Source organism: Undibacterium sp. Di24W (genome assembly GCF_049340325.1).
In the GTDB taxonomy this organism is placed as follows: Bacteria; Pseudomonadota; Gammaproteobacteria; order Burkholderiales; family Burkholderiaceae_D; genus Undibacterium.
On the sequence record NZ_JBMPOP010000007.1, the window covers coordinates 266,935 to 291,439 of the forward strand.

A 24,505-nucleotide genomic window follows, 5' to 3' on the forward strand; every position below is an offset into this window, starting at 1 on the left:
AGATTTTCTGTTTTCCTTAGGTGCAATGTTGCAACTATCGGCAGTAGTGGAAATAGTACGACAGAAGAATTCAAAATAGGTATGTCCGTATGATCTGGCTAAATCAAGCAGATATCGCGCTGGCATCTCGCTTAACAAAAAACAAACTCGCCCCTACCAGCATCAAGACGGCTCCAAATAGTCGATTTTGTATGCGCTGTGCTTTCACATCCCGCATCAAGTTTTGCAAAGAAGACGCAAGCAAGGCATAACTATGCATGACGGTGCTGTCGATCACGACCATCGTGATGGCCAAGATGGTCAATTGTGGTAACAAAGCAGCTTGACTATTAATAAAGTTAGGCAAAACCGCCACCATAAACACGATCCCTTTGGGATTACTGGCATTGGTCAAAAATCCCGTCAGCACGCGACGGCGAAAACTGGGAATGTGGGCGCCGGCATTTGCGTCCTGCACCACAACACTCGCTTGGGGCTGGCTAAAAAACTGTGTAACGCCCAAATACATCAAATACAAAGCACCTAAAATTTTCACAACGCCAAATGCAGTTTCAGATGCCAGTAATAAAGAGCCAACGCCTGCACCGGCGACGATCAACACCAATAACAGTCCAAACTGCAAGCCCAATATGGTGACACTCGCACGTTTGACACCATAATTGAGTCCATGCGACATCGACAAAATCGCACCAGAACCCGGTGATATAGCGATCAAACACGCGGCACAGAAAAAAGAAAACCAAGTAGCAAAGCTCATTGTATTTATTTTTAAAGGTAAAAAAGCCAATTATCCCGTGAAAGCGATTCGTCTGCAGCTGTAAGGTATGCGTCGGCTAAGACTAAGCTATACCATTCGCGCCATATTTTAAGAATCCTGGACGCAGTGATAGTCGTTCAAAATAAGTCTCCAAGGCCGGTAAATGCGCATGCGCGATTGGTGCCGAGCGCCAACGATTTAGCGACAAGCCCAAAACGATATCGGCTAAGGAAAACTGTTCGCCATTTACAAAAGCCTGGGTATGTTGCAATTGCTGATCTAGCATGGCCATATGACGATTCCACTCTCTGACACTATGTGCAATTGCATCAGGATCTTTATGGTTAGCGCTGTGTCTGACCGTTGCCATAAAGGCGTAACGCCAAGCATTGTTTAACTCCGTTGCCTGCCAATCCATCCATTTTTCGACTTGAGCGCGTGGCATTGGGTCTTGCGGTAGCAGATCAACACATTGATGACGGGTAGCCAAATAACGGCAAATCGTATTAGATTCCCATAAAGTCACACCTTCATCCTGAATGACGGGCACCATGCCATTTGGATTCATGGCCAGGAATTCTGGCGTATCAACAGCATGTGGTGCACCTGAGCCGTATTCACTCAACTCAAATGGCAAGTCAATTTCAGCGCATGTCCAAAGCACTTTACGCACATTGATAGAGCTGGCTTTACCTAAGATTTTTAACATTAGCAGCTTTCGGTTTCAGTAAGAATATCATTAAGTTTATTGCCGCATGATACCAAAACTAGGAAGGACATAGTTTTCTTCGCTGCCATGTTTTCGGATGCGACAACGCTACTACGATTCAATTTAGATAGAAGTTTCTTAGTAACTACTGATTATTAATCTGGGCTACAGATCAATAATCAGCAGTCGATGACGCTTTTTACGATGAATCTATCTAAACAAACAAATCAAGCTTTTTAAGAAAGCTCCGTTACCTCATTAGGTGAAAAAATTACGTGAAAGCTTACGTAAAAAGCTGATGGCCATTCCCTAAAGTGATGGCGATGCTACCGCACATCTGTTTGCTGCGCATACCGAGACGAGTCAAGAATGGCCTGTACTTCTAGATCAAACCGCATAACGGGATACCGCCATGAAAATCGCTACTTCTGATATTCAACTTCAAGGCAATTACAACGCCAGCAAACGACTTGAGACGCAAGAGACAATGCGTGCCTGGATAGGTGAACAGCGTCCCGATTTTGAAGGACGTCGTAACAATAGATTAGAAAGTCGCTCCACGCCTCAAGCTTCTCAACTCACACAAGTCGATCAGGTACAGCTCTCCGATGCTGCGATTTCAGCCCAAACCCAAGAAGCACAGGCAATTGAGAATATCGATGATGAGATTGCCAAAGATCCACGCTATGCACTCATTAAATATATAGTCGAATTACTGACAGGTCGGAAAATTACGACCTTAAATCCTGCCGACATGAAACCATGCGAAGATAGCGCATGCCCTCCCTCTGCTGCGAATAGCAACGCAAATCAAGCGACACCAACTGCACCGGTGGCGAAACGCGCTGGATGGGGAGTCGAAATTGAGAGGCGTAGTTCCTATACCGAAACCGAACAGAGTAGTTTTCAAGCCAGCGGTACTATCATCACGGCAGATAATAAGAAAATTGAATTCAATCTCAGTTTCAATTTACAACGCAGTTATCATGAAGAAAGCAGCGAACAGATACGTCTCGGTGATGCAAAAAAAGTCGATCCGCTGGTACTTAATTTTTCTGGCAACAGTGCCCAACTCAGCTCACAAAAATTTGCTTTCGACCTGAATGCGGACGGCAAAAAAGAAAACATTTCCTTTGTACAAGGCTCAGGTTTCTTAGCATTCGATAAAAATGGCGATGGCAAAATTAATGATGGCACAGAACTATTTGGTCCCGGCACAGGCAATGGTTTTGCCGAGCTGGCTGCCTATGACAGTGACGGTAACCATTGGATAGATGAAAACGATGCGATCTACAAAAAACTTCAAGTGTGGACTAAGGACGGCAGCGGCAAAGATCAACTACAAAGTTTAAAGCAAGCCAATGTCGGCGCGCTTTATTTGGATAATGTCAGCACGCCATTCGAACTTAAGAATACCCAAAATCAGAGCGATGGACAGATACGCTCGTCGGGCTTATGGCTAACGGAAGATGGTCACGCGAAGACCATGCAACAGGTAGATTTAGTCGTATAGCTTGAGTTGAATTAACAAGCGATTCGGTCTGCAAAAGTGCTACTTCCAGTGTTTCAATAAGGGTTTGATGAAGCCATATTGAGGGCCAGATCAGACCCTGCATGCTCGTCTTTAGAATGAAAAAACTGTTTCAAAGCATGCACAAAATTTTCCGCAGCATCGCTACTGATATCCAGATGAGTCACCAGACGCACACGCTTCCCTGCCGAAATCAAAATGCCACGCTCTTGTAAATAGCTTCCTGCTCGCAAACCGATTTCTTGCGACGCAAATTCTATATAGAGCATATTGGTGTGAGCCTCTTCCACTTTTAACTCAACGATCTGGCGCAACTCATGTTGCAGTTTCAAAGCCAAGGCATGATCTTGCGCTAAACGTGCCACGTGATGACCCAATGCGTAATCTATCCCTGCCGCAATCATGCCAGCCTGACGCATACCGCCACCCACCATTTTGCGCCAACGACGTGCCGCTAAAATGAAATCACGGGGTCCACATAAGAGACTGCCGATAGGTGCCCCCAAACCTTTCGAACAACACACCGACACCGTATCAAATGGTGCGGTGATGTCACTCACAGGCATCTGCTGCGCCACCGCCACATTGAATATCCGTGCACCGTCTAGATGGGTCGCCATCTGATGCGACTGTGCCAACGCGATCGCCGACTGCAAATAACTATTACTCAACACTTTACCCAGATGGGTATTTTCTAAACTCAGTAACCTAGAATGCGCATAATGCACGTCCTTAGGTTTGATCACCGCGCTAATTTTATCCAAATCCAAGCTACCATCTGCTTCCACAGCGACCGGTTGCGGCACGATACTACCAAGACTGGCAGCGCCACCGGACTCATACAAATAGGTATGATAATTTTGTCCAACAATGTATTCGTCACCACGTCCGCAATGGGTTAGCAAAGCAATTAAATTACTCTGTGTACCACTCGGCACCAACAAGGCTGATTCCTTTCCGGTGAGTTGAGCCATCTTTTCTTCCAGTGCATTCACACTAGGGTCATCACCATATACATCATCCCCGACTTCGGCATTTGCCATCGCCATACGCATTGCTACAGTGGGACGGGTTACCGTATCGCTTCTAAAATCTATCATAATGTGTTGCCTGGTTAGGATTAATAACGGAGAAGTTAAGAACATTTTACAGAAATTTAGTTCCTCAATTGACGAATGAAATCAAACACAATGGAACATACAAAAGAGCATAGTCAATTACTCATTTTATTAAGCATTCAGAAAGAAGACATGACTATGCTGATTTCGGCATCCGATAAACTATAAATAAACAAGACGGCGCAAACCCAGTTCGCTACACTGATTTCAATAATTAACCTCTACCACTACCAGCATCTACGGAGAGTCCAACATGAGCACGTCCATCAAGAAAATTCATATTATTGACTCCCATACCGGTGGTGAGCCAACCCGTTTAATCGTTGACGGCGGCCCCGATCTGGGCAATGGCCCTTTGTCGGAACGTGTCAGTCTCTTTAAAGAAAAATTTGACCATGTGCGCAGTGCCGTCGTGTGCGAGCCGCGCGGATCTGATGTCTTGGTCGGTGCCCTGCTTTGCCAGCCTCACGATCCCTCGTGCTCAGTGGGCGTCATTTTTTTTAATAATGTGGGCTATCTCGGCATGTGTGGGCATGGCACTATGGGTCTGGTCGCCACACTGGCGTATCAGGGCGTATTGGATGTCGGCGTTCACAAGATTGATACGCCAGTAGGTGCAGTGGCTGTCGAGTTGCATGAAGACCACAGTGTCACGGTACATAATGTGCCAGCGTATCGCGCCAAGCACTCAGTCACCGTTGAGGTCGAAGGACACGGCCCAGTCACAGGCGATGTGGCCTGGGGCGGCAATTGGTTCTTCCTCGTCGCAGAGCATGGACAAGACATGCGTCTGGCAAACGTAGAAGCGCTAACGAGTTTTGCCTGGCGTGTACGTGAAGCACTCAGTGCAGCCGGGATTACTGGCGACAATGGCGGAGAAATCGATCACATAGAATTATTCGCATCACCGTCTGCACCTGAAAATGACAGTCAAAATTTTGTGCTATGCCCAGGCAAGGCCTATGACCGCTCACCTTGCGGTACAGGCACCAGCGCAAAACTGGCTTGCCTCGCGGCTGACGGTAAGCTCAAAGAAGGTGAGATCTGGCGTCAGGAAAGTATCATAGGCAGCGTGTTCGAAGGCAGCTTCCAACATAGCCAAGAAACTGGAAAAATTCACCCAACTTTACGCGGAACCGCATTCGTCAATGCAGAAGCTACTTTGATACTCGATGAGCGCGACCCTTTCGTCTATGGCATACGCTAAGGACGCCTGACAATGACTAAACAGGAATCCTACGACGTCATCATTATCGGCGGCGGCATCATAGGCTGCGCCTGCGCTGCCGCGCTCGCCAAAGCTGGTCTCAAACTTTGCTTAATTGAACCCGGCAGCATAGGTGGCGGTGCGACGGCAGCGGGTATGGGTCATTTGGTCGTGATGGATGACAATCCCGCGGAACTGGCACTAAGTAGCTACTCCTTAAAATTGTGGCGCGAACTGGTAAGCGATGATGTGCGCCTATCAAACAAACATGAATACAGTCAATGTGGCACGATCTGGGTCGCAGCCGACGAAGAGGAAATGGCAGCTGCACAAGCTAAACTAAATATTCTGCAAGCCCATGGTATCGCTTCGGAATTATTAAGCGCTAAACAATTGTATCAACACGAACCAGAATTACGCCCCGGATTAGCAGGCGGTTTGTTGGTCAAACAAGATGCTTTGGTCTATCCACCCAAGAGTGCAAAAATTTTACTCGATATCGCATTGGCAGCCAAACCGGGTAAGGCGGTACACCATCGTGGCAGCGTCAGCAAACTGATAGATGGTGGTGTCGCTTTATCCGATGGTAGCCAAATATTTGCCAAGCATGTAGTCGTGGCAAATGGCATCGCTTCAAGACAATTGATTGAGGACCTGCCCTTGCGCTACAAAAAAGGGCATCTCTTGATTACCGATCGCTACCCCAATTTTATTCGACATCAGTTGGTAGAATTAGGCTATATCAAAAGCGCTCATGCTTCAGACGGAGACTCGGTCGCCTTCAATTTGCAACCACGCCCAACTGGACAAGTATTTATAGGTTCGTCGCGTCAATTTGATGTCACTCACAAAGAAATCGATTCCGACATTCTCAGCAAAATGTTAGCGCAGGCAATTAGCTATGTACCAGCACTGGCAAATTTGAAAGCAATACGCGCCTGGACAGGCTTTCGTGCAGCAACGCCTGATGGTTTGCCTTATATTGGGCCACATCCTAGCCTCAAGAACGTATGGATGGCGACCGGACACGAAGGCTTGGGCATTACAACTTCACTGGCAACCGCTGAAATTTTAAAAGACCAAATCTGCCAACAAACCAGCAAAATTGCGATTGCCCCCTACTGGCCTTCAAGGGATTTACAGCAACACTAATCGACAATTAAAAAAACGAAGCCACAATGAAATCACCCGAACATACCGACTCAAGCTCAGACATGAACCCAGAACTACCTATCTGCTCAACGCTTAGCATCACGATCAACGGTCAAGTATATGAGGTAGAGCCAGGCATCAGCGTTGCGGCAGCGCTAGCTGTGTGCGAGGTGTTTCACACACGGCTATCAGTCACAGGTATAGCGCGCGCGCCAGTATGTGGAATGGGTGTTTGTCAGGAGTGTCGTGTAACGATCAATGGCCAGCGTCACCAGTTAGCTTGTCAAACGCTAGTCACCAAAGACATGCAGGTCTTGACCGGAGCATTAGTATGAACACGGATATCCTCATCATTGGCGCTGGCCCAGCGGGTCTGGCTGCCGCTGCCGCTGCCGCAGGATCGGGTCTGCAAATCGATATCATTGACGATAACTTTATGTCTGGTGGACAAATCTGGCGTGGCGGAGCACACACACAAAGCGACCCTAGAGCACTCGCCTTGTGGAATATGCTGAACAATTGCCATCATGTGCGTTTTCATTTTCAATCTAAAGTAATTCATGCCTCTCATAAAAACGATGAAATTGAAATCATTGTTGAGACTCAAAGCAGACTAGAGGCGCAAGTTTTCATCGCAAAAAAAATCATTTTATGTACCGGCGCACGTGAGCTCTTATTACCCTTCCCCGGTTGGACGCTACCCGGTGTCACCGGTGCTGGTGGTCTGCAAGCCCTATCCAAAGCTGGATATCCGGTAGCAGGCAAACGCGTTATCGTCGCGGGAACTGGCCCATTGCTGTTAGCAGTGGCCGCCAGCCTGATAGAGCGTGGTGCTGAAGTAACGCATATCTTGGAGCAGGCAAAATTTGGCCAGCTTAGTAGGTTCGCCTTAGGTCTATTAGCCACACCAAGCAAAATCTCTCAGGCACTAAAGCTAGGACGTAGTTTAAAACAAGTGATCTATCACGCTGATAGTTATGTAGTGAGTGCACAAGCCCGGGTTCAAGCTGATCTAACTACGCATGCACAGGAACAAGTTGGCAGTGCGACGGTATCGATACTCGGTGAAATCCAAGAAATCCCATGCGATCTACTCGCCTGCGGCTATGGACTGATTCCTAATATCGATCTGGCGGCGGCATTGGATTGTAAACTCGAAGATTTAGAAAACTACGAAAAAGTAGTAGTCAACGAGTGGCAAACCAGTACCCAAGAAAACATCTACTGCGCTGGCGAAGGCACAGGTATCGGCGGTGTTGACCTGGCACTGGCGGAAGGTCGCATCGCAGGATATGCCGCGAGCGGGCAAAATGCCAAAGCACAAAAATACTTCAATGATCGCAAGAAGTGGCAAGCTTTTGCTGCACGCCTACATCGTAGTTTTGCCTTGCGCCCCGAGCTTAAGCAGCTCTGTGTTAATGACACCATCGTATGTCGATGCGAAGATGTCAGCTATCAAGAATTAAGAAAACATACCGACTGGCGCGATGCCAAGCTGCATACACGTTGCGGCATGGGCGCCTGCCAGGGACGCATCTGCGGCGCAGCAAATCGGGTTTTATTTTCTTGGAAAAAGGATGCCGGGCGACTGCCATTGAGTCCTGCGAAGATTTCTAGTTTGCAGGACTTAATTAAGTCTTAATGGAAAAACTCAAAGAAAGTGATTCTTACTTTTTCGACGCGACCAATGAATCGATTTTTTTACTCAAAACAACTTAGCAACCGGAATTACAAAGCCACTAAATAGAGTGTAATCAGGTGCACCTTTATTCAAGCCTTTCACCACACCAAAATCGATAGTCAAGCGATTGTGCGGACTATAAGTCAACGCCAGCAAAGTCTGTGCGGTACTAGCACTGCCACTGCGTAGCGTACCGCTCACTTCTCCGGTGATCCCCCATTTATCATTGATCGGTGTGGAAAAAGAAGCTGACCAGGCTTTTTGCAATGAGGAACTACCTGCCTCAACAGAGCCCAGATGCGTCAAATTGACATTCAAGTCCATATGTACCGCATCCAGATCGCGGCTGTAAATTCCATTGAGAACAAAATCATTTTTCCCGCTACCGATACCCTCTTTAGCAGTGGCGATTTTACTGCCTAACTCGATACCGAAGGCGCTGCCATCTGCATTCAAAAAGGCGCGTTTCAATACCAAATTAAAGTCACCAAAACCACGTTGCGTGGGGGCACGATCTATCCGATTTACCACCTGCGCTTCACCACCGACTAACACGCCCCACTCTTTACTAAATGCCAGCTTAAATAAATACGGCAAGCTATCTCGACGCAACTCGTCTTGTTTCACGCGCAGCAAGCCTAACTCAAATTCCAATTGACCCGCTAAAGGCAATAATGCAGGACTAGAAACTGAAGGCCGATAGGGAGAAATGGCATCGGTATTCTCTTGTGCGTATACGACAGTGCTAGCCAGCGTGCTGACTAGGATACTAGCCAAGCCAAAAGCAAACTGGAATCGACTTGGAATGGAATTTTTAGTTATTAGCATCTTGGTTTCTCACGCTTTACGATGGGTATTAATAAGTATCGAAATGAAAATTCTTGAAACTTAACACATACCGGAGTAGATGTTACATACCTACACCCCAGCGTTGAACTGAAACTGAGCTCACTTTATCAGTACCTGAAATTTCGACAAGCACGGCTACGTCATATTCCATCATGAAACCGCTTCCCACTCTGCGTTCAATGATGAAGTGGTATTTCGGTCCAGGTGGAGCCGTAACACAGCATTTAAGTTCGGCGCCCCGTGAAGTAAAAAATTCTTCAGCCTGAGCCTTAGTTGCCCCAAGCGGTAGTCGTGCTGCCGTTTCTGCTCTCCAATACGTCATTCTTGCTTCTACTGCAGCGGTCGAACAAGCAGACAACATCGAAACTAAAAAGGCACCAACAAAAAGCGTCGTGAGTTTGTACCACCTAAAGTGCCTTAAAGCCATTCAAGTCCTTTTTCATTAAATGGGCAGCGTAACAATATGCTGCCACCAAATGTAAGTTAAATCCCTCATACAATTAATCATAAAGCAAATGGCATCACATTGAAATGTTTAATCAAAGTCGAACAACTCAGATAAGAAGCCTTCTTTTTTCTTTTTGTGATAGCCATGTGGCTGCTGCTGATGGCCATAACTGTTTGGGTGTCGCTGTTGTTGTGGATACGCTTGCTGTGGATAAGTTTGTTGTTGCGGATAAGGCTGCGGTGGTTGTTGAGGATAAGATGGTGACTGAGCTTGCGCAGAAATTTTCGGCTCAACTTGAGCCGCAGTTGGCACTACTAAAGAACGTTCAATAATTTTATCTAACTCACCGCAATCCAACCAAACACCTCGGCATTGCGGGCAATAATCAATCTCTATTCCCTGACGCTCCGACATCATTAAATTAGCATTTTCACATACTGGACATTTCATGATTATTCTCTCTTGAATAAATGGATTAATCTCACTTGCAACGGCAGGCGACTTACACGCAAGAAGAAGCACCTGATAGCACTTTTACCTTTTGTAAACACATGCACATGCCGGCAGCATTCTATGCGGTTTAAGAGAAGAATAATGATCACTTACGCGGTAAAAATTTTTGAAATTTACCGTACGGATATTCCATTGCTATGAAATTCGAGGATAGGATTGGCAATCCAAAACAAAATGAATTTAGGTGTTCTATGATTTAACGGTGCGAGCTGTTCTGAAATCGCTCACGGTTTATTCAGCTGCACCCAACGCAATCCAAACACAAACCCAATGCCAGCCAATCCCCACACGATAGCAGCAACAATCTCGAAAGTATTGCGTAATTCTGGATGATTAATCATCAAGGGCCACAACACCAATGCACGAAGCAGGCAGATAGTTGCCATGCCCGCCAGGCACGTCCGTAATAATGGCAAACGACGTATGATGCCGAGCGCAGAAAAAGCATAAGCTGCGCAAATCGCCATTAAGCCTGCAATGACTAGGGCACCTACCGGTGCAAGCCAGGTGCCGTTACGAGCGGATTCCACGACACCAGGTGGTGCGCCAAAATACGCATACCAGCTTGAGCCGCCAAAGATCGCTGCAATGTGGATAGCAACACCTATCAATGCGATGAAACCTGCCAAGATGATCCAATTTTTCTGAATTTTTTTCATGTAGCTTGTTCAGCGAACGAAATCGCTGTGTAGTGCAAATCAAAACCAATAATCAGCAACGCACTTTCCATCACGAGGCAAGTCGTCGAATGTGTCCAGCCCATCAAAATGATCAATAGCAATCTGCGCCACCGCTGCTGGTTCCGCCAATCGTAGATTAACTGCAATACGGCGGCGACCCTGTTCATCCCGTTGCAAACTACGCCAGAATGCTACACAGCCGCACTTCGGGCAAAAATGAAATTCCAGCGCTCTTCCACGCACATGGGCTCGCGTTTCGCCGCTAACGCTTATGCCTTCATTTTCGTAATCATAAGCCCACAGCACACCATAGCGACGACAGGCAGTGCAGTTGCAGGCGGTAGCACCATCTGGTTCTCCCGCAAAAGTCCAGTGAACGGCACCACAAAGACAAGATCCTTTAATCATGAACTTTCCTTCCACTTGCGTTTCAGCATTAAAAAAAGATAATCACCGACTAACGACAATTAAACAGCAAGCATTTTAATCAATTGGAGGCGGTGCAATGCAAAATTCTTGCTTAGCTAATCATGCTGCCATATGATGGCCCGAAGTGTGCAACACGACTCCTAAAGACAATTCAAGCAAACCTATGAATATAAGACTGACATTATCATGCTGTCTCTTACTATGGATATCCAATGAAGTACAGGCCGCGACTTGCGATAAGCAGGTTCTCGGTACTTCGCGCACCATCACCCTAAAACGCGAAGCGGCTTTATATGGGACGAAGCAACACAAGGCGCTGCCATTAAATAAAAATGAAGTTGTGCTGACTTTTGATGATGGACCGTCGCCAGAAAATACGCCGCTAGTACTCAAAGCACTTGCCGATCAATGTAGTAAGGCGAGTTTTTTCATGATAGGACAACAAATAGAGCGTCATCCTGAGTTGGCGAAACGGGTAGTCGCTGCAGGTCATACGCTTGGTTTGCACAGCTATAGTCACCAACGCTTAGCAAAGCTTAGCGTCGATGAGCAACTTGCCGATTTGAAGAAAGCACAAAAGATTTATCAAGATACCTTTGGCACGAGTGCGCCCGCTTATCGCTTTCCTTTTTTGGAAGAAACCCCGCCTTTACTAGATACCCTCAAAGCTAAAAAAATGACAGTAGCGTCAATAGATTTGACGATCGACGACTGGTTACCTGATGATACGACTGAGATTTTGCTTAAGCGCTTATCGCAAAATCTGGATAAATCCGGCGGCGGGATTATCCTCATGCACGACGCTAATGCGATTACCGCAAAGGCCGTGCCTGCCCTACTAGCCCTATTGAAAGTGAAGGGCTACAAAGTGGTTCACTTGCAATGGGAAAAAGCATCTTGAGGATCTCGCTATTTACTTATGTATAGCCTCGGTGAGACTCATTTTTAATATGTTTTCATATTTTGCTAGCGACTCGCTCCAATGTAAAACACACCTCACGCTCATTCTTCATCTCTCCTCGCGCCCACCCTTGCGCAAGATAGAACCGTTCTGCTCTTGAGTCTGGGCTGGTACCTAGTTTAATCTTCGTTGCACCTTTCTCGAACAGCCATTGCGTAGCCAAATGGAGCAACTGTTGCCCGGCACCTAGGCCTTCGTGGTCTGGGTCGACAAACAGCGCCCAAATCGAATGATCCACAATCGCTGCGTACGAGAATCCAATAATTTGTCCCTCAAGTTCACACACCCAGCCGCGCCCTAAGGAGTCAAGATAATCCTCATACATTTGCTGGGTGACCAATGCGGGATTAGACAATACATTTTCACGTACAGATAGACGAATCTTGGACATCGCGGGAATATCTGCGGAAGTGGCTAGTCTATACTTCAAGTTGTTCATGATGGCAGTTCTTTATGGTCTATTTATATTTGTCGTCAATAAATTTCATGTCTGATGATGACTTACATTGCTCGCACAAGATCGGATCCAATCCACCGGGCACAATTGGCTATTACTTTACGCATTTACCATGACATTCTTAGCTAGTGTTTTGAAACGTTCACCGTTGTCTTGCACTACGGTGATGGTCTGATGACCCGTCTTACTGATGTTAATATCACGCACGATGCCCGACTTTCCTTTATGTGTTCCACCGATGACCGAACAGCGATCGCCGTCTTTAAGTTGATTTTGTTTTTCGATTGTCATATTCCCTCCCTAGCCTTTAGCTGATCTCCGATTGTAAAACATAAACACAATTTACTGAAAAACTAGAATGCCGCAAACATCGTTCACAATTGATAAGCGGTTTTTGATTTACCATAGCATTTCACTTTACCAAGAAAGGAAACATCATGGGTTTATTAGATGCCGCTTTGGGTATGCTAGGCGATGCACAACAAGGGTCGGGAGGCTCTCAGGGTAATTTAGTCCAAGCGGCTTTGAGCCTGTTAAGCCAAACACAAAATGGTGGTGGCTTGCAGGGTTTAATCGGTGCATTTCAAAATGCAGGTTTGGGTGAGGTGATCGCTAGCTGGGTAGGTACTGGGCAAAATTTACCGATTTCAGCAGATCAAATTCAGCAAGCTTTAGGTGGTGGTCATTTAAATCAATTAGCCGAAGCAAGTGGGATGTCACATTCAGACACTGCTGGCGGTTTGGCCGCAATTTTGCCAGGTCTGATTGATCAGTTGACGCCAAATGGACAAGTCGCCGATGCCGACAACATTAATCCGACAGCGATGTTGCAGCAGTTTTCTTCCTTGTTTGGCGCGCGTTGAAATACGACGATACTTCTATATTGATATGATCAACGAGGGTGCGCACAACGCACCCTTCGATTTTCTAGATCAATAATTCGACAGGCAACTCAATCACAATAGTCGTCCCCGCACCGACCTGACTACGTAAATTAAATTCACCACCCCAAGCCAGTACGCGTTCGCGCATGCCGCTAAGACCGACACCATCGGCGACTTGCCCGGTGTCAAATCCTTTACCATCATCGGCCACGCTGATTCTTAGTACCGGTCTATCAGAATGCATTTGCAAGGTAATTTCCACTTGTTTTGCTTGAGCGTGTTTAAGTACATTGGAGCAGGCTTCCTGCACGATGCGGTAAGCCGAAATGGCCAAATCCGGGTCCAGTTGCGCGAAGTCACCTTCCGAAGAAAAATCAAAATGGCATTCTTCATGCGCTGCATTGTAAAGTCGCAACATCTCTTCAATCGCCCCTTCCAAACCCAGCATATCTAACACTTCAGGACGCAAACGACGTACCAGATTTCTACCATTTGCATATAAATCCAGAGCCAGTTTCACGACTGCTTTTGCTCTGCCTTGTATCTCCTGAAACACCGGCGCAAAGCGTTCATCGTTCTCTGCCTTGGCGGCGATTTTAGCTATGCGTTCTGACTCTAAACGCACCGCAATCAATGAGGCATTGAGTTCATCATGAATCTCTATGGCGATACTTTGGCGTTCGTTTTCGACGATGGCATTGACTTTATGAATCAGGCGACGTTTCTCGGCGTCGGCTTTGAGTGCCTCATTGCGCGACGCGATTAACTCTTTAGTGCGTTCGGCCACGGTGTTTTCTAAATGGGTTTGAGACTGGTGCAGGCTGTGCGCCATCTCGTTGATGGAGCTTTGTAGTTCACCGATTTCGCCACCATCTGAAATCTTGATTTGCGTTTCGGTGCGACCCGCACTGATATCGCGCAAAGCTTCAACCGCACCATGCATAGGTTTAGTCAGACTATTCGACAGATACCACGCCAACCAGGCGCTGACTGAGAGCGCTAATACCGACATCAACATTTCGATGGCGAAGCGGTAACGCTGTTTGCTGAGTAAATAGGATTTGGTCATAGTGACGCGTACATAGCCTAGAACCAGGCTTTTCTCTTTTGAGTTATCCAGCTTTGCTAATTCATCCGCGCTCTCCGTATGCAAGTTCACCCACACCATATGACGCCGGATTGGCAACTCTACAAAATTAGTTTCTGGCTTGGCTCTCCCTGCGTTTTCTACATGACTCAGTTCTTTTTTATTGGCATCAAAAATATCAATGCGATAGATGCCGCGATCCGATTGGATCACGCTATAAATCATGTGTTTGATACCTTGCAAATTACCGGCAGTGATGTTGTATTCCACACCATCGGCTAAGGCGGTGGTGATGGTTTTAGCGCGACTATTCAATTCCTCTTCAACTTCGGTCACACGGGCGTAGTAAGAGTAAGAAACCAGCGAGAAGAATAAATACACCACAGGAAAAACGGCGATCACGGTCAAGCGAGTGCGGATACTCCAATTGCGCCATAGCAGAAGCTTCTTGAGTAAAACCAGTTCGCCGAACTTGGCTCGCTTGTTTTCTGGCGCGCTATCGATATTCAAGTTCATGGCTCGATCAAGCCATGTTTCATCGCAAGTTTAGTAATCAAAGCCGGTCGATGTATACCTAGCTTTTCTTTGACGGCTTGACTGATATTGCTGATAGTTTTTTGTGAGAGATCGAGTTTTTCTGCAATCTCTACATTGGTTAAGCCTTCTGCCATCAATTTGAAAATTTCCAAACTACGCTCATCAAGCAAAGTTTGTGGCGAAGCATCACCACGCACCGAAAGATTAGCTAACCGTTCAGCGATCTGTGGCATGAAATACAGCTCACCCAAACTGGCTCTTTGCACCGCAACTGCCAGATCGGCGGGGTCGCAGTCTTTCGTCACAAACGCTTTTGCGCCTAAACGATAAGTCTCTTTAATCAAGGCATCTTGGTCGAACTGACTCAAAAACACAATCTGCGCCTCTGGCTGATTTTCCAAAATATGTTTCGCTGCATCTAAGCCCGTCATTTCAGCACCAAAACGGATATCGAGCACGACCACATCGGGTTGCAAGGCGGCATATTGTTCCACCGCTTCTTGCGGCGTTTTGGCCTGCCCCACAACGTCCATACCTTCCGCCGCTAATGACATTGCAAACCCCGTCATCACGATCGGATGATCATCGGCTAACAAAACCCGAATCGATTTATTGGCACTTTCGTGAGGATTGCTCGGTGTTGCTTGAATTGCTTGATTTGCTTGAGTTGACATGTCTTTCTCCTGAGCTGATGTGAGTCCACACACCAAAATACTTAGCCATGGAAATCATTTTACTAGTAAATAGCAATTTATTTGAGTTTATTTACTAGTCGCTAGCAATTATTTGCAAAATTGTGCGCATCACTAAGCCATTGATTCAAAAGAAATAAACACAAGATAGAAGGCAATTAACTACCAAGACGCAAAATTAATTCTTAACTTTACCTTTATTTTTGCTAGTTACTAGCATATTATACCTCCAACGATGAGCAAAAAAGGACTTCGAAAGCACATCGTGAGACTAGTAACAGCGGTAAACCTATATCCCAAATTCACGCTATCAGGAGTTCATCATGACTACTTACAACTTTGGACAAGCACAGTATGGTCAAGCACCTCGCAGAAAAATGTCTTCTTTGTTGATTACCGCTGCTTTGCATGCAATCGCACTCGGTTTAGGCCTGCAAGCGAGCAACGTCATTGACTTGCGTCAGCCCAAGATTATCGATATCAGCCCCTTAGCCCCTCCGCTGAAAATCGAAGAGCCAGTAAAAATGAAAGAGCCACCTAAAACAACGCCGACGATTCCTGTCATTCAACCGCCGTTGATCGACATTGCAAGAGACGATAGGCCGACGATTACAGTGAAGGAAGGAGACAAGCCTGAACATAAGGAATTCGAGCGCACACCGCCAACAACGGGTGGTCCGGTAAAAACCGAAATTCCTACTGCAAGGGCACCAGTTCATATCGCTGCGCAAGTGGATTCCAATGCCTGCGAAAAACCAGAATACCCAGCTAGCTCGATTCGTACTGCCGAGGAAGGCACTGTGAACTTGGCGATGCTGATAGGTCCCGATGGTCGAGTCTTGGAGAGCAAAGTAGAAAAATCCAGTGGCTCACGGGCACTCGATAAAGCGGCGATTCAGGGCTTGAGTTTATGCAAATTCAAACCAGGCTCTATCGACGGCGTACCAGAAAAATCCTGGGCCAAGTTGCAATATGTTTGGACGCTTAATTGATATCTATAGAAACGACACATCAACCTCTCAACCGACAAGGATCTATCATGAAAAACCATAGACAACACCCGCTCTCCCAAAACTGCAATCGACTTTTGATACTCGGCGTATCAAGCCTCCTGATGGCATGTAGCGCCTCTAGCCAACTTGAATCAAGTGACGATGCTCAAGCCAAAAGAGACGCAAAGGCCAAGCAAAATTTGGCACTGGAAGCAGTTATCGTAGAACAAAAAATGCCTGTGTCTGAACTTAACAAATCAAATGGAAGACAAGATGTTGCAATAGTAGCGAGACCGACTGAGCGCGTGTTCATGCCAGCGCCAGTAACTATGTCTGAGTCAGCACCAGCCACACCACCGCCCGCCTTTATTCCACCGGCCGAGATGATGATCGCACCGGCTAAAGCGGCAAACTACGCACCAGCTATGCGCGAAGCACCGATGATCACCGCACACAGTAGCGCACAAAGTAAGGTACAAGATACAGCGAAGTATCAAAGCTATCAAGAAAACAGTTGGAAGCGTGTTGCCGAAGATCCCGTCTCTACGTTTAGCGCCGATGTGGATACCGGCAGTTATGCCAACGTGCGGCGTTTTATACAGCAAGGTCAACTGCCTAACCCCGATGCAGTAAGAGCGGAAGAACTCGTCAATTATTTTTCTTATGACTATGCGCTGCCAAATAAGGAGGACGCCCATCCATTCAGCGTCAACACACAATTGACCGCATCGCCGTGGAATGCAAAACGTCAATTACTTCGTATTGCGATCAAAGGTAAAGACATTGCGAAAGAAAGCTTGCCGGCAGCGAATCTGGTGTTCTTAGTCGATGTATCAGGTTCTATGTCTCCACAAGATCGCTTGCCTTTAGTCAGGAGCGCTTTAAAACTACTAACGACACAGTTAAGAGCACAGGATCGCGTCAGCTTGGTCACCTATGCAAACGGCACACAAGTCGTATTGACACCGACACCTGGCAATCAAAAAGACAAAATCAATTTGGCGATCGACCAGCTATCTGCAGGCGGAGGCACCAATGGTGAAGCGGGTATCAAGCTCGCTTATGCGCAAGCCCATGCAGCAAAAATAAGCGGCGGCATCAATCGCGTGCTATTAGCGACAGATGGCGATTTAAACATCGGAGTGACCAATGATAAAGATTTAAAATCTCTGGTAGAACGCGAGCGCAAAGCGGGCATCAGCTTAAGCACATTAGGCGTGGGTGACAGCAATTACAATGAGGCGCTGATGAAAAAGTTGGCTGATAATGGCGACGGCAGTTATCACTATTTAGATAGCTTGCAAGAGGCCCATAAAGTGCTGGTGAATGAATACACCTCAACGCTAGCCCCCATTGCACAGGATTTGAAATTACAACTAGAGTTTAATCCTGCCTTGGTCAAAGAATATCGTTTGATAGGCTATGAACTGCGTGCGCTAACTCGGGAACAATTCAACGACGATAAAGTGGATGCCGGTGATATAGGCTCGGGTCACACGGTAACCGCCTTGTATGAAATCGTGCCACAAGGCAGTAAAGGTAATGTAGATCCTTTGCGCTATCAGGCAGACAAAGCTGATAAGGCAATCAAGGGGGTCAACAAACAAGAACTTGCATGGTTAAAGCTACGTTACAAACAACCAGGTAGCACACAAAGCCAGTTGATAGAAACGCCGATACAACAAGCAACGATGTTGCCCAATATTCGGGCGGCGGATCAGGATTTTCGTTTCGCTACCGCTGTTGCCGCCTGGGCACAATGGCTGCGCGGCAGCAGTCTGATTGAGAATTTTGGTCCGAAAGACATCTTGGCACTGGCTAACTCTGCACGTGGCAATGATCGTTACGGACATAGGGCTGAATTCGTGCGATTGGTTGAATTGTCCTCTGCCTTGCATCCAGCTCAAGCTGCACAGCACAAAGCAATTGAGCTTGCTCCCGACGGCGAATAGTGTAACGAAAATTTGACTTGTATCCAGTGGGCATTCACGATGAAGTTCACTGGATTGCTCAATACATAAATTGGATCTAAACGTGATCCAACTTAGCAATCGCCACTTTCAAAGCTTCAAAGCAACGGATATCGATGGCAGTATGCAAGTTCTCTGCCATCATTTCTAAAGTCTTGGGAATAGGAATGGCGCCGCGATATGGGCGCTCTGCAGTGATCGCGTCAAAAATATCAGCGGTAGTGATGATCCGCGTTTCTAAGGCAATCTCTTCCCCCTTCAAACCGCGCGGATAACCCGTGCCATCCAATTTTTCGTGATGTGAAGCAGCGACTTTGGCCAACTCTGAAAATACCGAAATGCGCGACAAGATGGTTTCCGTGTAGCTGGCGTGCTGCTTTACTTCATCCCATTCTGAGATATCGAGTTTGCCCGCTTTGTCTAACACGCTGTTACTGACGCCCAACTTGCCAACGTCGTGCAGCAAAGCACCACGTTTTAACCAGCGACGTCGCTCTGGACTTAACTCTAGGGCTTCGGCAATCATATCCGTGTACAAAGCAACGCGTTCACTATGACCGCTGGTATAAGGACTTTTAGAATCCACTACCTGTCCGAATGCAGCTGCGATATCGTCTAAGTAATCATCATCGACCGGCACTTCATGCGCACTAGGTTCCAGGCTCAAAACTTTACTAACGATGTCTTTCGCATTCAGTGCATGCCAAAATTCGGGATTTTTCGCGACACGTTCAAAGGCATCGGTCAGGATAGGATCAAACCAGACCCCTGATCGTTCGCGCACCTCAGTCAAGGCGGCATCTGGGCCATCGGCGATTTGAAACACGTCGATCACCTGCGCCAACAGAGCGATACGGGCAAAAATAGGAATCGCAGCACCACGCAAACCCTCAGGTTTCCCTTGCCCATTGAAATGTTCGTCAAGGCTATAAATACCCAATGCAACATCTTCAGAAAACCGCAATAGACGAGCAATTTCTGCACCACGCTGACAACGAGTGGCTATCAATTCATGGGCAATATTGCTGCCATCACGCAAGATGGTTAGTACGCTGCGAAAACGCTCAGCGAGGCCTGCTTTGAGCCCTGTGTGTTTTAAAACGAAATGTAAAACCTGAGGCAAACTATCGCCGACGGTTTTGAAATCACGCTTAAATTGCAAATCGTCAGTCAAATAGAGCTCGCAAATACGCGCGGCATTACTACTGCAACCGAGGTCTTTGAGTAGCAAGGTGTAATACAAATCCCACAGTTGATTTTCTGGAAGATTGATCTCACGACCGATGTGCATACCGATCCAACAGCAGCGTATGCAATGGCCTTCTGGCTGACCTTCGGTGATATCCAAGGCGTGACTTAGTGCGCTGATCAGTTCGGATAATTTAATGCCAGGAAGCCGCTCTGCTTCTGGAGCCAAATCCAAAATTTGATTTTGACTAAGTAAAGTACTGGGCGCGGCTGCACTGTTGATCGACATTTCACTTTTCCTTCGAGCGTGACTCCTGACTATCCTGACACAATAGTCATTCACGATAGTGGTGAGCCTAAGAATACATCAAATCAAAAAAATTTGCCGGATAGAAACTAATCTACCCGGCAAACTTTTTCTATATGACTCGTAAAATTCACTACCTAAAGCACGTATCCTATTTTCCAATGGCGAAAAGAACCGCGTTATTAATCGCATACACCTTACCATCCGCACCTATCGCTGTCGGCGTATAGGACTCACCAAGACCACTCGTTAAACGTATTTTTTCGCTCAATTTATTCGTGGTCAAGTCCCAGCGATACAAAATACCGTCTTCACTGTTGACGATCACTGATTTGGTGAAAGGATCGACAGCAGCGGTGTTCACGCACCACTCAATAAAACCACCCGGTACTGCTGGATCTGGCGTAGGTCCTAAAAGAGTCAAAACTTCTTTCATGGTTTTCACGGTCGACATTCGATCAACTTGCTCTGCGAAGGGATCGATAATCGCGATTTCGTTTAAACCATTCCCAGAACCTGCTCTTTCATAATTGTTATATTTCACCATCAATAAATAAGGCGAACTCCCTTTATAACTCGCAACTAAATTCGCTGGCACCAGTGATGGCGTAATATCCCACCCGAAAGAACCTGGGATTTTAGTTTGCGACAGATCTGCATTGAAGTGCAATAACCAGCCCCGCGCATTGTGCGAGCCATATGTTTTTTCTAAGACACCGATATAGACATCGCCATCGGGCGCAACCAAAGGCGACGCCGTGCTGTCATCGGAAATATTAGCCGGACCATTTTCATTCGGATCAATTAACTGGACTTTTGATTTCAATGCAAGGCTGGTGCTATCAAGTGCCAGCATATAACCAGTCTGTCTCACACCAGTTGCGATGTTATCGTTGGCGACAACATAAATGGTCTTTTGGTCTTTGGAAACCGCAATCGCGCTATTGGTCGCCGCTTTTGCGACTGCCGAAGTGCCAGCTACAGTTGCAACACTCACCCAACTACCTTTGCCGTCCGCAGCAATGCGTGCGATGCCGCTACTTAAACCAGCAGCGTTGCCGGGCGTAGCGATAAAACCAAAATAGATATTATTTTGCGCGTCGCTGGTAATAGGCGTATTGATAATAATAGCCTTGTCTAATGCAGCTTTATTTGCGGTATACACACTATCACCGTAAAACACGAAAGACTTAAAACTACCTGTCGCTGCATCAGCATCATCGCGATACATAATTTTGCCGCCAGCGCCAGGCGCAAGCACACGATTATTCGCGGTCAAAGTAGCGTTGTATGTTGGTGTCCAACGATACGGGGGCATCACATAATCGGTATTTTCTGACCAGATGACAGTGCCATTATCACCCGACCTTGCCTCAACACGATAAGTAGGATTAGCGCCCGTTTTCACTGGCAAAATTACGGTATTTTTTGCAGTAATCACCGGAGAGCCATAATGCACCAGCAAATAGCCTTGGGCGCTATATTGCGGTGCCATATCGACCGGAGTCTGCCAAGCGATGCGAGAAAACGTCTGTGTCGCGACGCCAGCTAAGGCCTCGTGTTGCGCATTCCCACCGAAACTCATCCATGGCGGCCCCACGACTGCGCCATTACCACTACCTGTACCGGGATTAGTGCCAGTCCCAGTATTATTAGAAGGCGGAACACTATTACTTGAGCTACCACCGCAAGCCACCACCACAGTACCTGCGACCAAAAGCGCCACAGCACTTAACGTCAAACGATGCAAGCGCGAGGTTTTACGTTTAGCTTCCGACTTGATTTTAGTAATTGATTCTGACATTTTTGATCCTAGATTTAAAATGCTGCAAATGACATTCTTGTTGGACGGCTATTGCTGTTATTGCTCTTATTTTCCCCACCTTGTTTTAATAGCCATATCAGAGTGCCGTAATTTTTCGAAAAACTCAAGGGACTTTAACCCAAACTAACACAGCCTGGCTTTGACCACGAGATCAGCAACTATTCAACAACCGCTTTTCTTGGTGTCTGCGATAATCTGGGACAAAATTAAATTTGACCCAACTAAGTTGTCAATCGTGTTGTATTTAAAGTCCCACTTTAGCGAGCCTCCATTAATGCGCTGTATCTTCGCCACAGTATTCTGCCTCTGCCTGCTCAGCGCTTGCCGCCCTGCGTCTGACCAATCTGGCGCACCTAAAGATAGTATTGCACCAGACCCAGCGCCATTTTCGGCGCCAACAAGCTTGAGCCGCTTGCCACCCGAAAATCAAACCTACCCAATATTGTTTGTCACTCAAGTCCCACTTAGCAGCGATAAAAATGGTCGCCTGTCCGCATTTGCCAATCACATGACAGGACCCGATCAAGTACCGCGTGGTGGTGATTTGATGTTGTATTATCCTGACGGGACTTTGAGAAATTTGACCAAAGAAGCTGGCTTAGGTGTCGCAGGTTTCCAAGCTAAAAACGCGATCGCTGTGCGTGAACCAGCGGTACATTGGAGTGGCAAGAAAGCGCTATTTAGTTTACTGATTGGCGCACCAAGCCAAGGTGAAAGCCTAGACCATTCACGCTGGCAAATCTATGAGGTCAGCGGATTAGAACAAGGACAAAAATCCCGCATACAAAAAATCGCAGGACAAGATATTCGTTATAACAATTTGTCTCCAATTTATGGCATTGATGACAGCGTTATTTTCACCTCAGACCGGCCACGCAACGGCGAAGCGCATTTATATCCGCAATTAGACGAATATGAAGCTACCGCTAGCACCACAGGCATCTGGAAACTACATCAAGGCACATTACAACTGCTTAGCCATACTCCGAGCGGCGCTTTTAATCCTCTCATCGACAGCTTTGGACGTATCATCTTCACCCGTTGGGATCACTTACAACAAGATCAGTTAGCAGATCGCGATCGCGACGCGGTACGCAATCAGGTTGCCCTTCCGTTTCGCTCATTCAACTATTCAGACGAATCGGCGAATGCAAAAAAATTGGATAGCCGTACCGAGTTTTTTCCTGAGTCACGTGTCGGCGGTCATGGTGTTTATGGCGAAGTCAGCGCCTTCCGCAGCAATTTCTTTACGATTTGGCAGATACACCAAGATGGTAGCGCCGAAGAAACCTTAAATCACGTCGGCTTACATGAATTGAGCTACGGTTTTCTGACGCCTAGCTTTATGCAAGACGCCAATCTGAGCAATAAGACCTCCCCTAACTTGCACCAGAATCGTCTCGCCTTGCGGCGTGAAGGCGGACTGTTTCAACTCCGTGAAGATCCACTGCAAGCTGGCACTTTCTTCGGTATCAATGCGCGGGAATCAGGTTCTTTTGCCACTGACAGTATCGTCAAAGTACATGGTGATCCGCGTTTAAATCCAGAGCAAATGCAGATCCTCGCGGTCACGCCCGTCAGCAAAAGCGACAATCTAAGCGACGGTCGCTATCGTAATCCTCTGCCACTGGCGAATGGTGGATTAATTGCCAGCCACACCTCAAATCAGTTACCACCGGAGCCAGAGACAAGCCTAAATAATTTACGCTTGCGGTTCCTCAGCGTAAATCCGACTAGCAATTTATATAAACCTGGCACCTACCTGAGCCCAGGCATTAAAAAGAAAGTGTCGTGGTGGGATGGGAAAAAAGTCCGAAATTTTGAGGGCGATTTATGGGAGCTCGAAGCGGTTGAAGTCCGTCCGCGCAATGCACCAGCTAAGGCCTCACCGCCATTAGACGCGCCCGAAAAAGCAGTGTTAGCGGAGGCCAAGGTGGAAGAACAGACTTTGCGTGACTGGCTACTCAAAAACGAACTTGCCTTGATCATAACCCGCGATCAAACCAGTCGCGACCGTGCCGATTTACAGCAACCATTTAACCTAGAAGTACCCGGTGGCGTCAAAACCCTGTCGGCGCAAAATCCTAACGGCAAGTTGTACCAAATTAGCCATTTTCAAATTGTCCAAGCAGAACAATTGCGCGCTTATCCTGACCGCCCCGGCCGTCGCAATTTGGGACAAGCGTTAGGCAATCTGCACAAGTTAAACCAAAAACCGGGCGACGAGATCACCATCACAGGCGCAGTCAAAATTGCCAAAGATGGATCAACCGCAGTCTTAGTGCCGTCGGGCAGAGCTTTAAGTTGGCAAACCACCGACGCGCAAGGCAATCCCGTGGTCAGGGAGCGCAACTGGATTAGCTTTAAAGCGGGCGAAATCCGGGTTTGTGCTTCTTGTCATGGCGTGAACACCCGAAATCAGGCAAATTTTCCAGCGCCACTACAAAAACCTTTAGCATTCAAAGAATTCCTTAATTCATGGAAAAATCGCGATAAATAGGCTCAAATTCAGACAACTTCAATCATTTTAA

The 24,505-nt window shown here is 46.9% G+C and carries 24 protein-coding genes; 10 read left to right on the plus strand and 14 right to left on the minus strand.

What is annotated here, in order from left to right:
* Positions 1 to 103: 103 nt before the first annotated feature.
* Both ACO0KZ_RS16300 and ACO0KZ_RS16305 read right to left on the minus strand, forming a co-directional pair.
* Positions 104 to 757 (minus strand): LysE family transporter, encoded by a 654-nt coding sequence (locus tag ACO0KZ_RS16300; protein ID WP_422997097.1) that lies wholly within the window; start codon positions 755 to 757, stop codon positions 104 to 106.
* An 82-nt stretch (positions 758 to 839) separates the two neighbouring features.
* A complete protein-coding gene (locus tag ACO0KZ_RS16305) occupies positions 840 to 1,466 on the minus strand; it encodes a glutathione S-transferase family protein (protein WP_422997099.1) in 627 nt (208 codons plus the stop codon).
* 412 nt (positions 1,467 to 1,878) lie between these two features.
* Here ACO0KZ_RS16305 and ACO0KZ_RS16310 point away from each other — a divergent pair, with 412 nt between their 5' ends.
* Positions 1,879 to 2,979, plus strand: a complete 1,101-nt coding sequence (locus ACO0KZ_RS16310) for a hypothetical protein (protein ID WP_422997101.1) — start codon at positions 1,879 to 1,881, stop codon at positions 2,977 to 2,979.
* A gap of 53 nt (positions 2,980 to 3,032) precedes the next feature.
* Here the strand turns inward: ACO0KZ_RS16310 and ltaE are convergent, their stop codons facing one another.
* On the minus strand, positions 3,033 to 4,097 hold the full coding sequence (gene ltaE / locus ACO0KZ_RS16315) for a low-specificity L-threonine aldolase (RefSeq protein WP_422997103.1): 1,065 nt from the start codon (positions 4,095 to 4,097) through the stop codon (positions 3,033 to 3,035).
* A gap of 283 nt (positions 4,098 to 4,380) precedes the next feature.
* Here ltaE and ACO0KZ_RS16320 point away from each other — a divergent pair, with 283 nt between their 5' ends.
* The 4 genes from ACO0KZ_RS16320 (at position 4,381) to ACO0KZ_RS16335 (ending at position 8,116) form a co-directional block, all read left to right on the plus strand.
* Positions 4,381 to 5,322, plus strand: coding sequence for a 4-hydroxyproline epimerase (locus ACO0KZ_RS16320; protein WP_422997240.1), 942 nt, complete (start codon positions 4,381 to 4,383; stop codon positions 5,320 to 5,322).
* 12 nt (positions 5,323 to 5,334) lie between these two features.
* A complete protein-coding gene (locus ACO0KZ_RS16325; protein WP_422997105.1) occupies positions 5,335 to 6,474 on the plus strand; it encodes an NAD(P)/FAD-dependent oxidoreductase in 1,140 nt (379 codons plus the stop codon).
* Between the two features lie 62 nt (positions 6,475 to 6,536).
* A complete protein-coding gene (locus ACO0KZ_RS16330; RefSeq protein WP_422997242.1) occupies positions 6,537 to 6,809 on the plus strand; it encodes a (2Fe-2S)-binding protein in 273 nt (90 codons plus the stop codon).
* On the plus strand, positions 6,806 to 8,116 hold the full coding sequence (locus ACO0KZ_RS16335; protein WP_422997107.1) for an FAD-dependent oxidoreductase: 1,311 nt from the start codon (positions 6,806 to 6,808) through the stop codon (positions 8,114 to 8,116). The genes ACO0KZ_RS16330 and ACO0KZ_RS16335 overlap by 4 nt, the downstream gene beginning before the upstream one ends.
* Before the next feature lie 63 nt (positions 8,117 to 8,179).
* Here the strand turns inward: ACO0KZ_RS16335 and ACO0KZ_RS16340 are convergent, their stop codons facing one another.
* The 5 genes from ACO0KZ_RS16340 to ACO0KZ_RS16360 form a co-directional block, all read right to left on the minus strand.
* Positions 8,180 to 8,983, minus strand: a complete 804-nt coding sequence (locus tag ACO0KZ_RS16340) for a transporter (protein ID WP_422997109.1) — start codon at positions 8,981 to 8,983, stop codon at positions 8,180 to 8,182.
* An 82-nt stretch (positions 8,984 to 9,065) separates the two neighbouring features.
* Positions 9,066 to 9,326, minus strand: coding sequence for a hypothetical protein (locus ACO0KZ_RS16345; RefSeq protein ID WP_422997111.1), 261 nt, complete (start codon positions 9,324 to 9,326; stop codon positions 9,066 to 9,068).
* A 213-nt stretch (positions 9,327 to 9,539) separates the two neighbouring features.
* A complete protein-coding gene (locus ACO0KZ_RS16350; RefSeq protein WP_422997113.1) occupies positions 9,540 to 9,902 on the minus strand; it encodes a zf-TFIIB domain-containing protein in 363 nt (120 codons plus the stop codon).
* 287 nt (positions 9,903 to 10,189) lie between these two features.
* Entirely contained in the window at positions 10,190 to 10,624 is a 435-nt protein-coding gene (locus ACO0KZ_RS16355; protein WP_422997115.1) for a hypothetical protein, read from the minus strand.
* A gap of 39 nt (positions 10,625 to 10,663) precedes the next feature.
* A complete protein-coding gene (locus ACO0KZ_RS16360; protein ID WP_422997117.1) occupies positions 10,664 to 11,053 on the minus strand; it encodes a GFA family protein in 390 nt (129 codons plus the stop codon).
* A 184-nt stretch (positions 11,054 to 11,237) separates the two neighbouring features.
* Between ACO0KZ_RS16360 and ACO0KZ_RS16365 the strand changes: the two genes are divergently transcribed.
* Positions 11,238 to 11,975: a polysaccharide deacetylase family protein gene (locus ACO0KZ_RS16365; protein WP_422997119.1), complete on the plus strand. Its 738-nt coding sequence runs from the start codon at positions 11,238 to 11,240 to the stop codon at positions 11,973 to 11,975.
* Positions 11,976 to 12,030: 55 nt separating this feature from the next.
* Here ACO0KZ_RS16365 and ACO0KZ_RS16370 read toward each other — a convergent pair whose 3' ends face one another.
* The gene (locus tag ACO0KZ_RS16370; protein WP_422997121.1) at positions 12,031 to 12,474 is read right to left on the minus strand and encodes a GNAT family N-acetyltransferase; all 444 of its coding nucleotides are present in this window, start codon (positions 12,472 to 12,474) and stop codon (positions 12,031 to 12,033) included.
* Positions 12,475 to 12,591: 117 nt separating this feature from the next.
* Entirely contained in the window at positions 12,592 to 12,783 is a 192-nt protein-coding gene (locus ACO0KZ_RS16375) for a hypothetical protein (protein ID WP_422997123.1), read from the minus strand.
* Between the two features lie 146 nt (positions 12,784 to 12,929).
* Between ACO0KZ_RS16375 and ACO0KZ_RS16380 the strand changes: the two genes are divergently transcribed.
* Entirely contained in the window at positions 12,930 to 13,355 is a 426-nt protein-coding gene (locus ACO0KZ_RS16380) for a YidB family protein (protein WP_422997125.1), read from the plus strand.
* 64 nt (positions 13,356 to 13,419) lie between these two features.
* Here ACO0KZ_RS16380 and ACO0KZ_RS16385 read toward each other — a convergent pair whose 3' ends face one another.
* Both ACO0KZ_RS16385 and ACO0KZ_RS16390 read right to left on the minus strand, forming a co-directional pair.
* Entirely contained in the window at positions 13,420 to 14,979 is a 1,560-nt protein-coding gene (locus tag ACO0KZ_RS16385) for an ATP-binding protein (RefSeq protein ID WP_422997129.1), read from the minus strand.
* The gene (locus ACO0KZ_RS16390) at positions 14,976 to 15,674 is read right to left on the minus strand and encodes a response regulator transcription factor (RefSeq protein WP_422997131.1); all 699 of its coding nucleotides are present in this window, start codon (positions 15,672 to 15,674) and stop codon (positions 14,976 to 14,978) included. The genes ACO0KZ_RS16385 and ACO0KZ_RS16390 overlap by 4 nt, the downstream gene beginning before the upstream one ends.
* A gap of 341 nt (positions 15,675 to 16,015) precedes the next feature.
* Here ACO0KZ_RS16390 and ACO0KZ_RS16395 point away from each other — a divergent pair, with 341 nt between their 5' ends.
* A complete protein-coding gene (locus tag ACO0KZ_RS16395) occupies positions 16,016 to 16,684 on the plus strand; it encodes an energy transducer TonB (protein ID WP_422997133.1) in 669 nt (222 codons plus the stop codon).
* Positions 16,685 to 16,731: 47 nt separating this feature from the next.
* Positions 16,732 to 18,636, plus strand: a complete 1,905-nt coding sequence (locus ACO0KZ_RS16400) for a vWA domain-containing protein (RefSeq protein ID WP_422997135.1) — start codon at positions 16,732 to 16,734, stop codon at positions 18,634 to 18,636.
* A 76-nt stretch (positions 18,637 to 18,712) separates the two neighbouring features.
* Here the strand turns inward: ACO0KZ_RS16400 and ACO0KZ_RS16405 are convergent, their stop codons facing one another.
* Together ACO0KZ_RS16405 and ACO0KZ_RS16410 are read right to left on the minus strand one after the other, a co-directional pair.
* Positions 18,713 to 20,131: an HD-GYP domain-containing protein gene (locus ACO0KZ_RS16405; RefSeq protein ID WP_422997137.1), complete on the minus strand. Its 1,419-nt coding sequence runs from the start codon at positions 20,129 to 20,131 to the stop codon at positions 18,713 to 18,715.
* A 169-nt stretch (positions 20,132 to 20,300) separates the two neighbouring features.
* The gene (locus tag ACO0KZ_RS16410) at positions 20,301 to 21,953 is read right to left on the minus strand and encodes a hypothetical protein (RefSeq protein WP_422997139.1); all 1,653 of its coding nucleotides are present in this window, start codon (positions 21,951 to 21,953) and stop codon (positions 20,301 to 20,303) included.
* A gap of 295 nt (positions 21,954 to 22,248) precedes the next feature.
* Between ACO0KZ_RS16410 and ACO0KZ_RS16415 the strand changes: the two genes are divergently transcribed.
* Positions 22,249 to 24,474: a hypothetical protein gene (locus ACO0KZ_RS16415; protein ID WP_422997141.1), complete on the plus strand. Its 2,226-nt coding sequence runs from the start codon at positions 22,249 to 22,251 to the stop codon at positions 24,472 to 24,474.
* Positions 24,475 to 24,505 lie beyond the last annotated feature (31 nt).

Excerpts from the sequence above, each read along its gene's own strand:
- ltaE (WP_422997103.1), bottom strand. The coding sequence starts at position 4,097 with ATGATAGATTTTAGAAGCGATACGGTAACCCGTCCCACTGTAGCAATG.
- ACO0KZ_RS16390 (WP_422997131.1), bottom strand. The coding sequence starts at position 15,674 with ATGTCAACTCAAGCAAATCAAGCAATTCAAGCAACACCGAGCAATCCT.
- ACO0KZ_RS16370 (WP_422997121.1), bottom strand. The coding sequence starts at position 12,474 with ATGAACAACTTGAAGTATAGACTAGCCACTTCCGCAGATATTCCCGCG.
- ACO0KZ_RS16345 (WP_422997111.1), bottom strand. The coding sequence starts at position 9,326 with ATGACGTATTGGAGAGCAGAAACGGCAGCACGACTACCGCTTGGGGCA.
- ACO0KZ_RS16380 (WP_422997125.1), top strand. The coding sequence starts at position 12,930 with ATGGGTTTATTAGATGCCGCTTTGGGTATGCTAGGCGATGCACAACAA.
- ACO0KZ_RS16395 (WP_422997133.1), top strand. The coding sequence starts at position 16,016 with ATGACTACTTACAACTTTGGACAAGCACAGTATGGTCAAGCACCTCGC.
- ACO0KZ_RS16325 (WP_422997105.1), top strand. The coding sequence starts at position 5,335 with ATGACTAAACAGGAATCCTACGACGTCATCATTATCGGCGGCGGCATC.
- ACO0KZ_RS16340 (WP_422997109.1), bottom strand. The coding sequence starts at position 8,983 with ATGCTAATAACTAAAAATTCCATTCCAAGTCGATTCCAGTTTGCTTTT.
- ACO0KZ_RS16405 (WP_422997137.1), bottom strand. The coding sequence starts at position 20,131 with ATGTCGATCAACAGTGCAGCCGCGCCCAGTACTTTACTTAGTCAAAAT.
- ACO0KZ_RS16365 (WP_422997119.1), top strand. The coding sequence starts at position 11,238 with ATGAATATAAGACTGACATTATCATGCTGTCTCTTACTATGGATATCC.
- ACO0KZ_RS16355 (WP_422997115.1), bottom strand. The coding sequence starts at position 10,624 with ATGAAAAAAATTCAGAAAAATTGGATCATCTTGGCAGGTTTCATCGCA.
- ACO0KZ_RS16375 (WP_422997123.1), bottom strand. The coding sequence starts at position 12,783 with ATGACAATCGAAAAACAAAATCAACTTAAAGACGGCGATCGCTGTTCG.
- ACO0KZ_RS16415 (WP_422997141.1), top strand. The coding sequence starts at position 22,249 with ATGCGCTGTATCTTCGCCACAGTATTCTGCCTCTGCCTGCTCAGCGCT.
- ACO0KZ_RS16410 (WP_422997139.1), bottom strand. The coding sequence starts at position 21,953 with ATGTCAGAATCAATTACTAAAATCAAGTCGGAAGCTAAACGTAAAACC.
- ACO0KZ_RS16350 (WP_422997113.1), bottom strand. The coding sequence starts at position 9,902 with ATGAAATGTCCAGTATGTGAAAATGCTAATTTAATGATGTCGGAGCGT.
- ACO0KZ_RS16310 (WP_422997101.1), top strand. The coding sequence starts at position 1,879 with ATGAAAATCGCTACTTCTGATATTCAACTTCAAGGCAATTACAACGCC.
- ACO0KZ_RS16400 (WP_422997135.1), top strand. The coding sequence starts at position 16,732 with ATGAAAAACCATAGACAACACCCGCTCTCCCAAAACTGCAATCGACTT.
- ACO0KZ_RS16335 (WP_422997107.1), top strand. The coding sequence starts at position 6,806 with ATGAACACGGATATCCTCATCATTGGCGCTGGCCCAGCGGGTCTGGCT.
- ACO0KZ_RS16330 (WP_422997242.1), top strand. The coding sequence starts at position 6,537 with ATGAACCCAGAACTACCTATCTGCTCAACGCTTAGCATCACGATCAAC.
- ACO0KZ_RS16385 (WP_422997129.1), bottom strand. The coding sequence starts at position 14,979 with ATGAACTTGAATATCGATAGCGCGCCAGAAAACAAGCGAGCCAAGTTC.
- ACO0KZ_RS16300 (WP_422997097.1), bottom strand. The coding sequence starts at position 757 with ATGAGCTTTGCTACTTGGTTTTCTTTTTTCTGTGCCGCGTGTTTGATC.
- ACO0KZ_RS16360 (WP_422997117.1), bottom strand. The coding sequence starts at position 11,053 with ATGATTAAAGGATCTTGTCTTTGTGGTGCCGTTCACTGGACTTTTGCG.
- ACO0KZ_RS16305 (WP_422997099.1), bottom strand. The coding sequence starts at position 1,466 with ATGTTAAAAATCTTAGGTAAAGCCAGCTCTATCAATGTGCGTAAAGTG.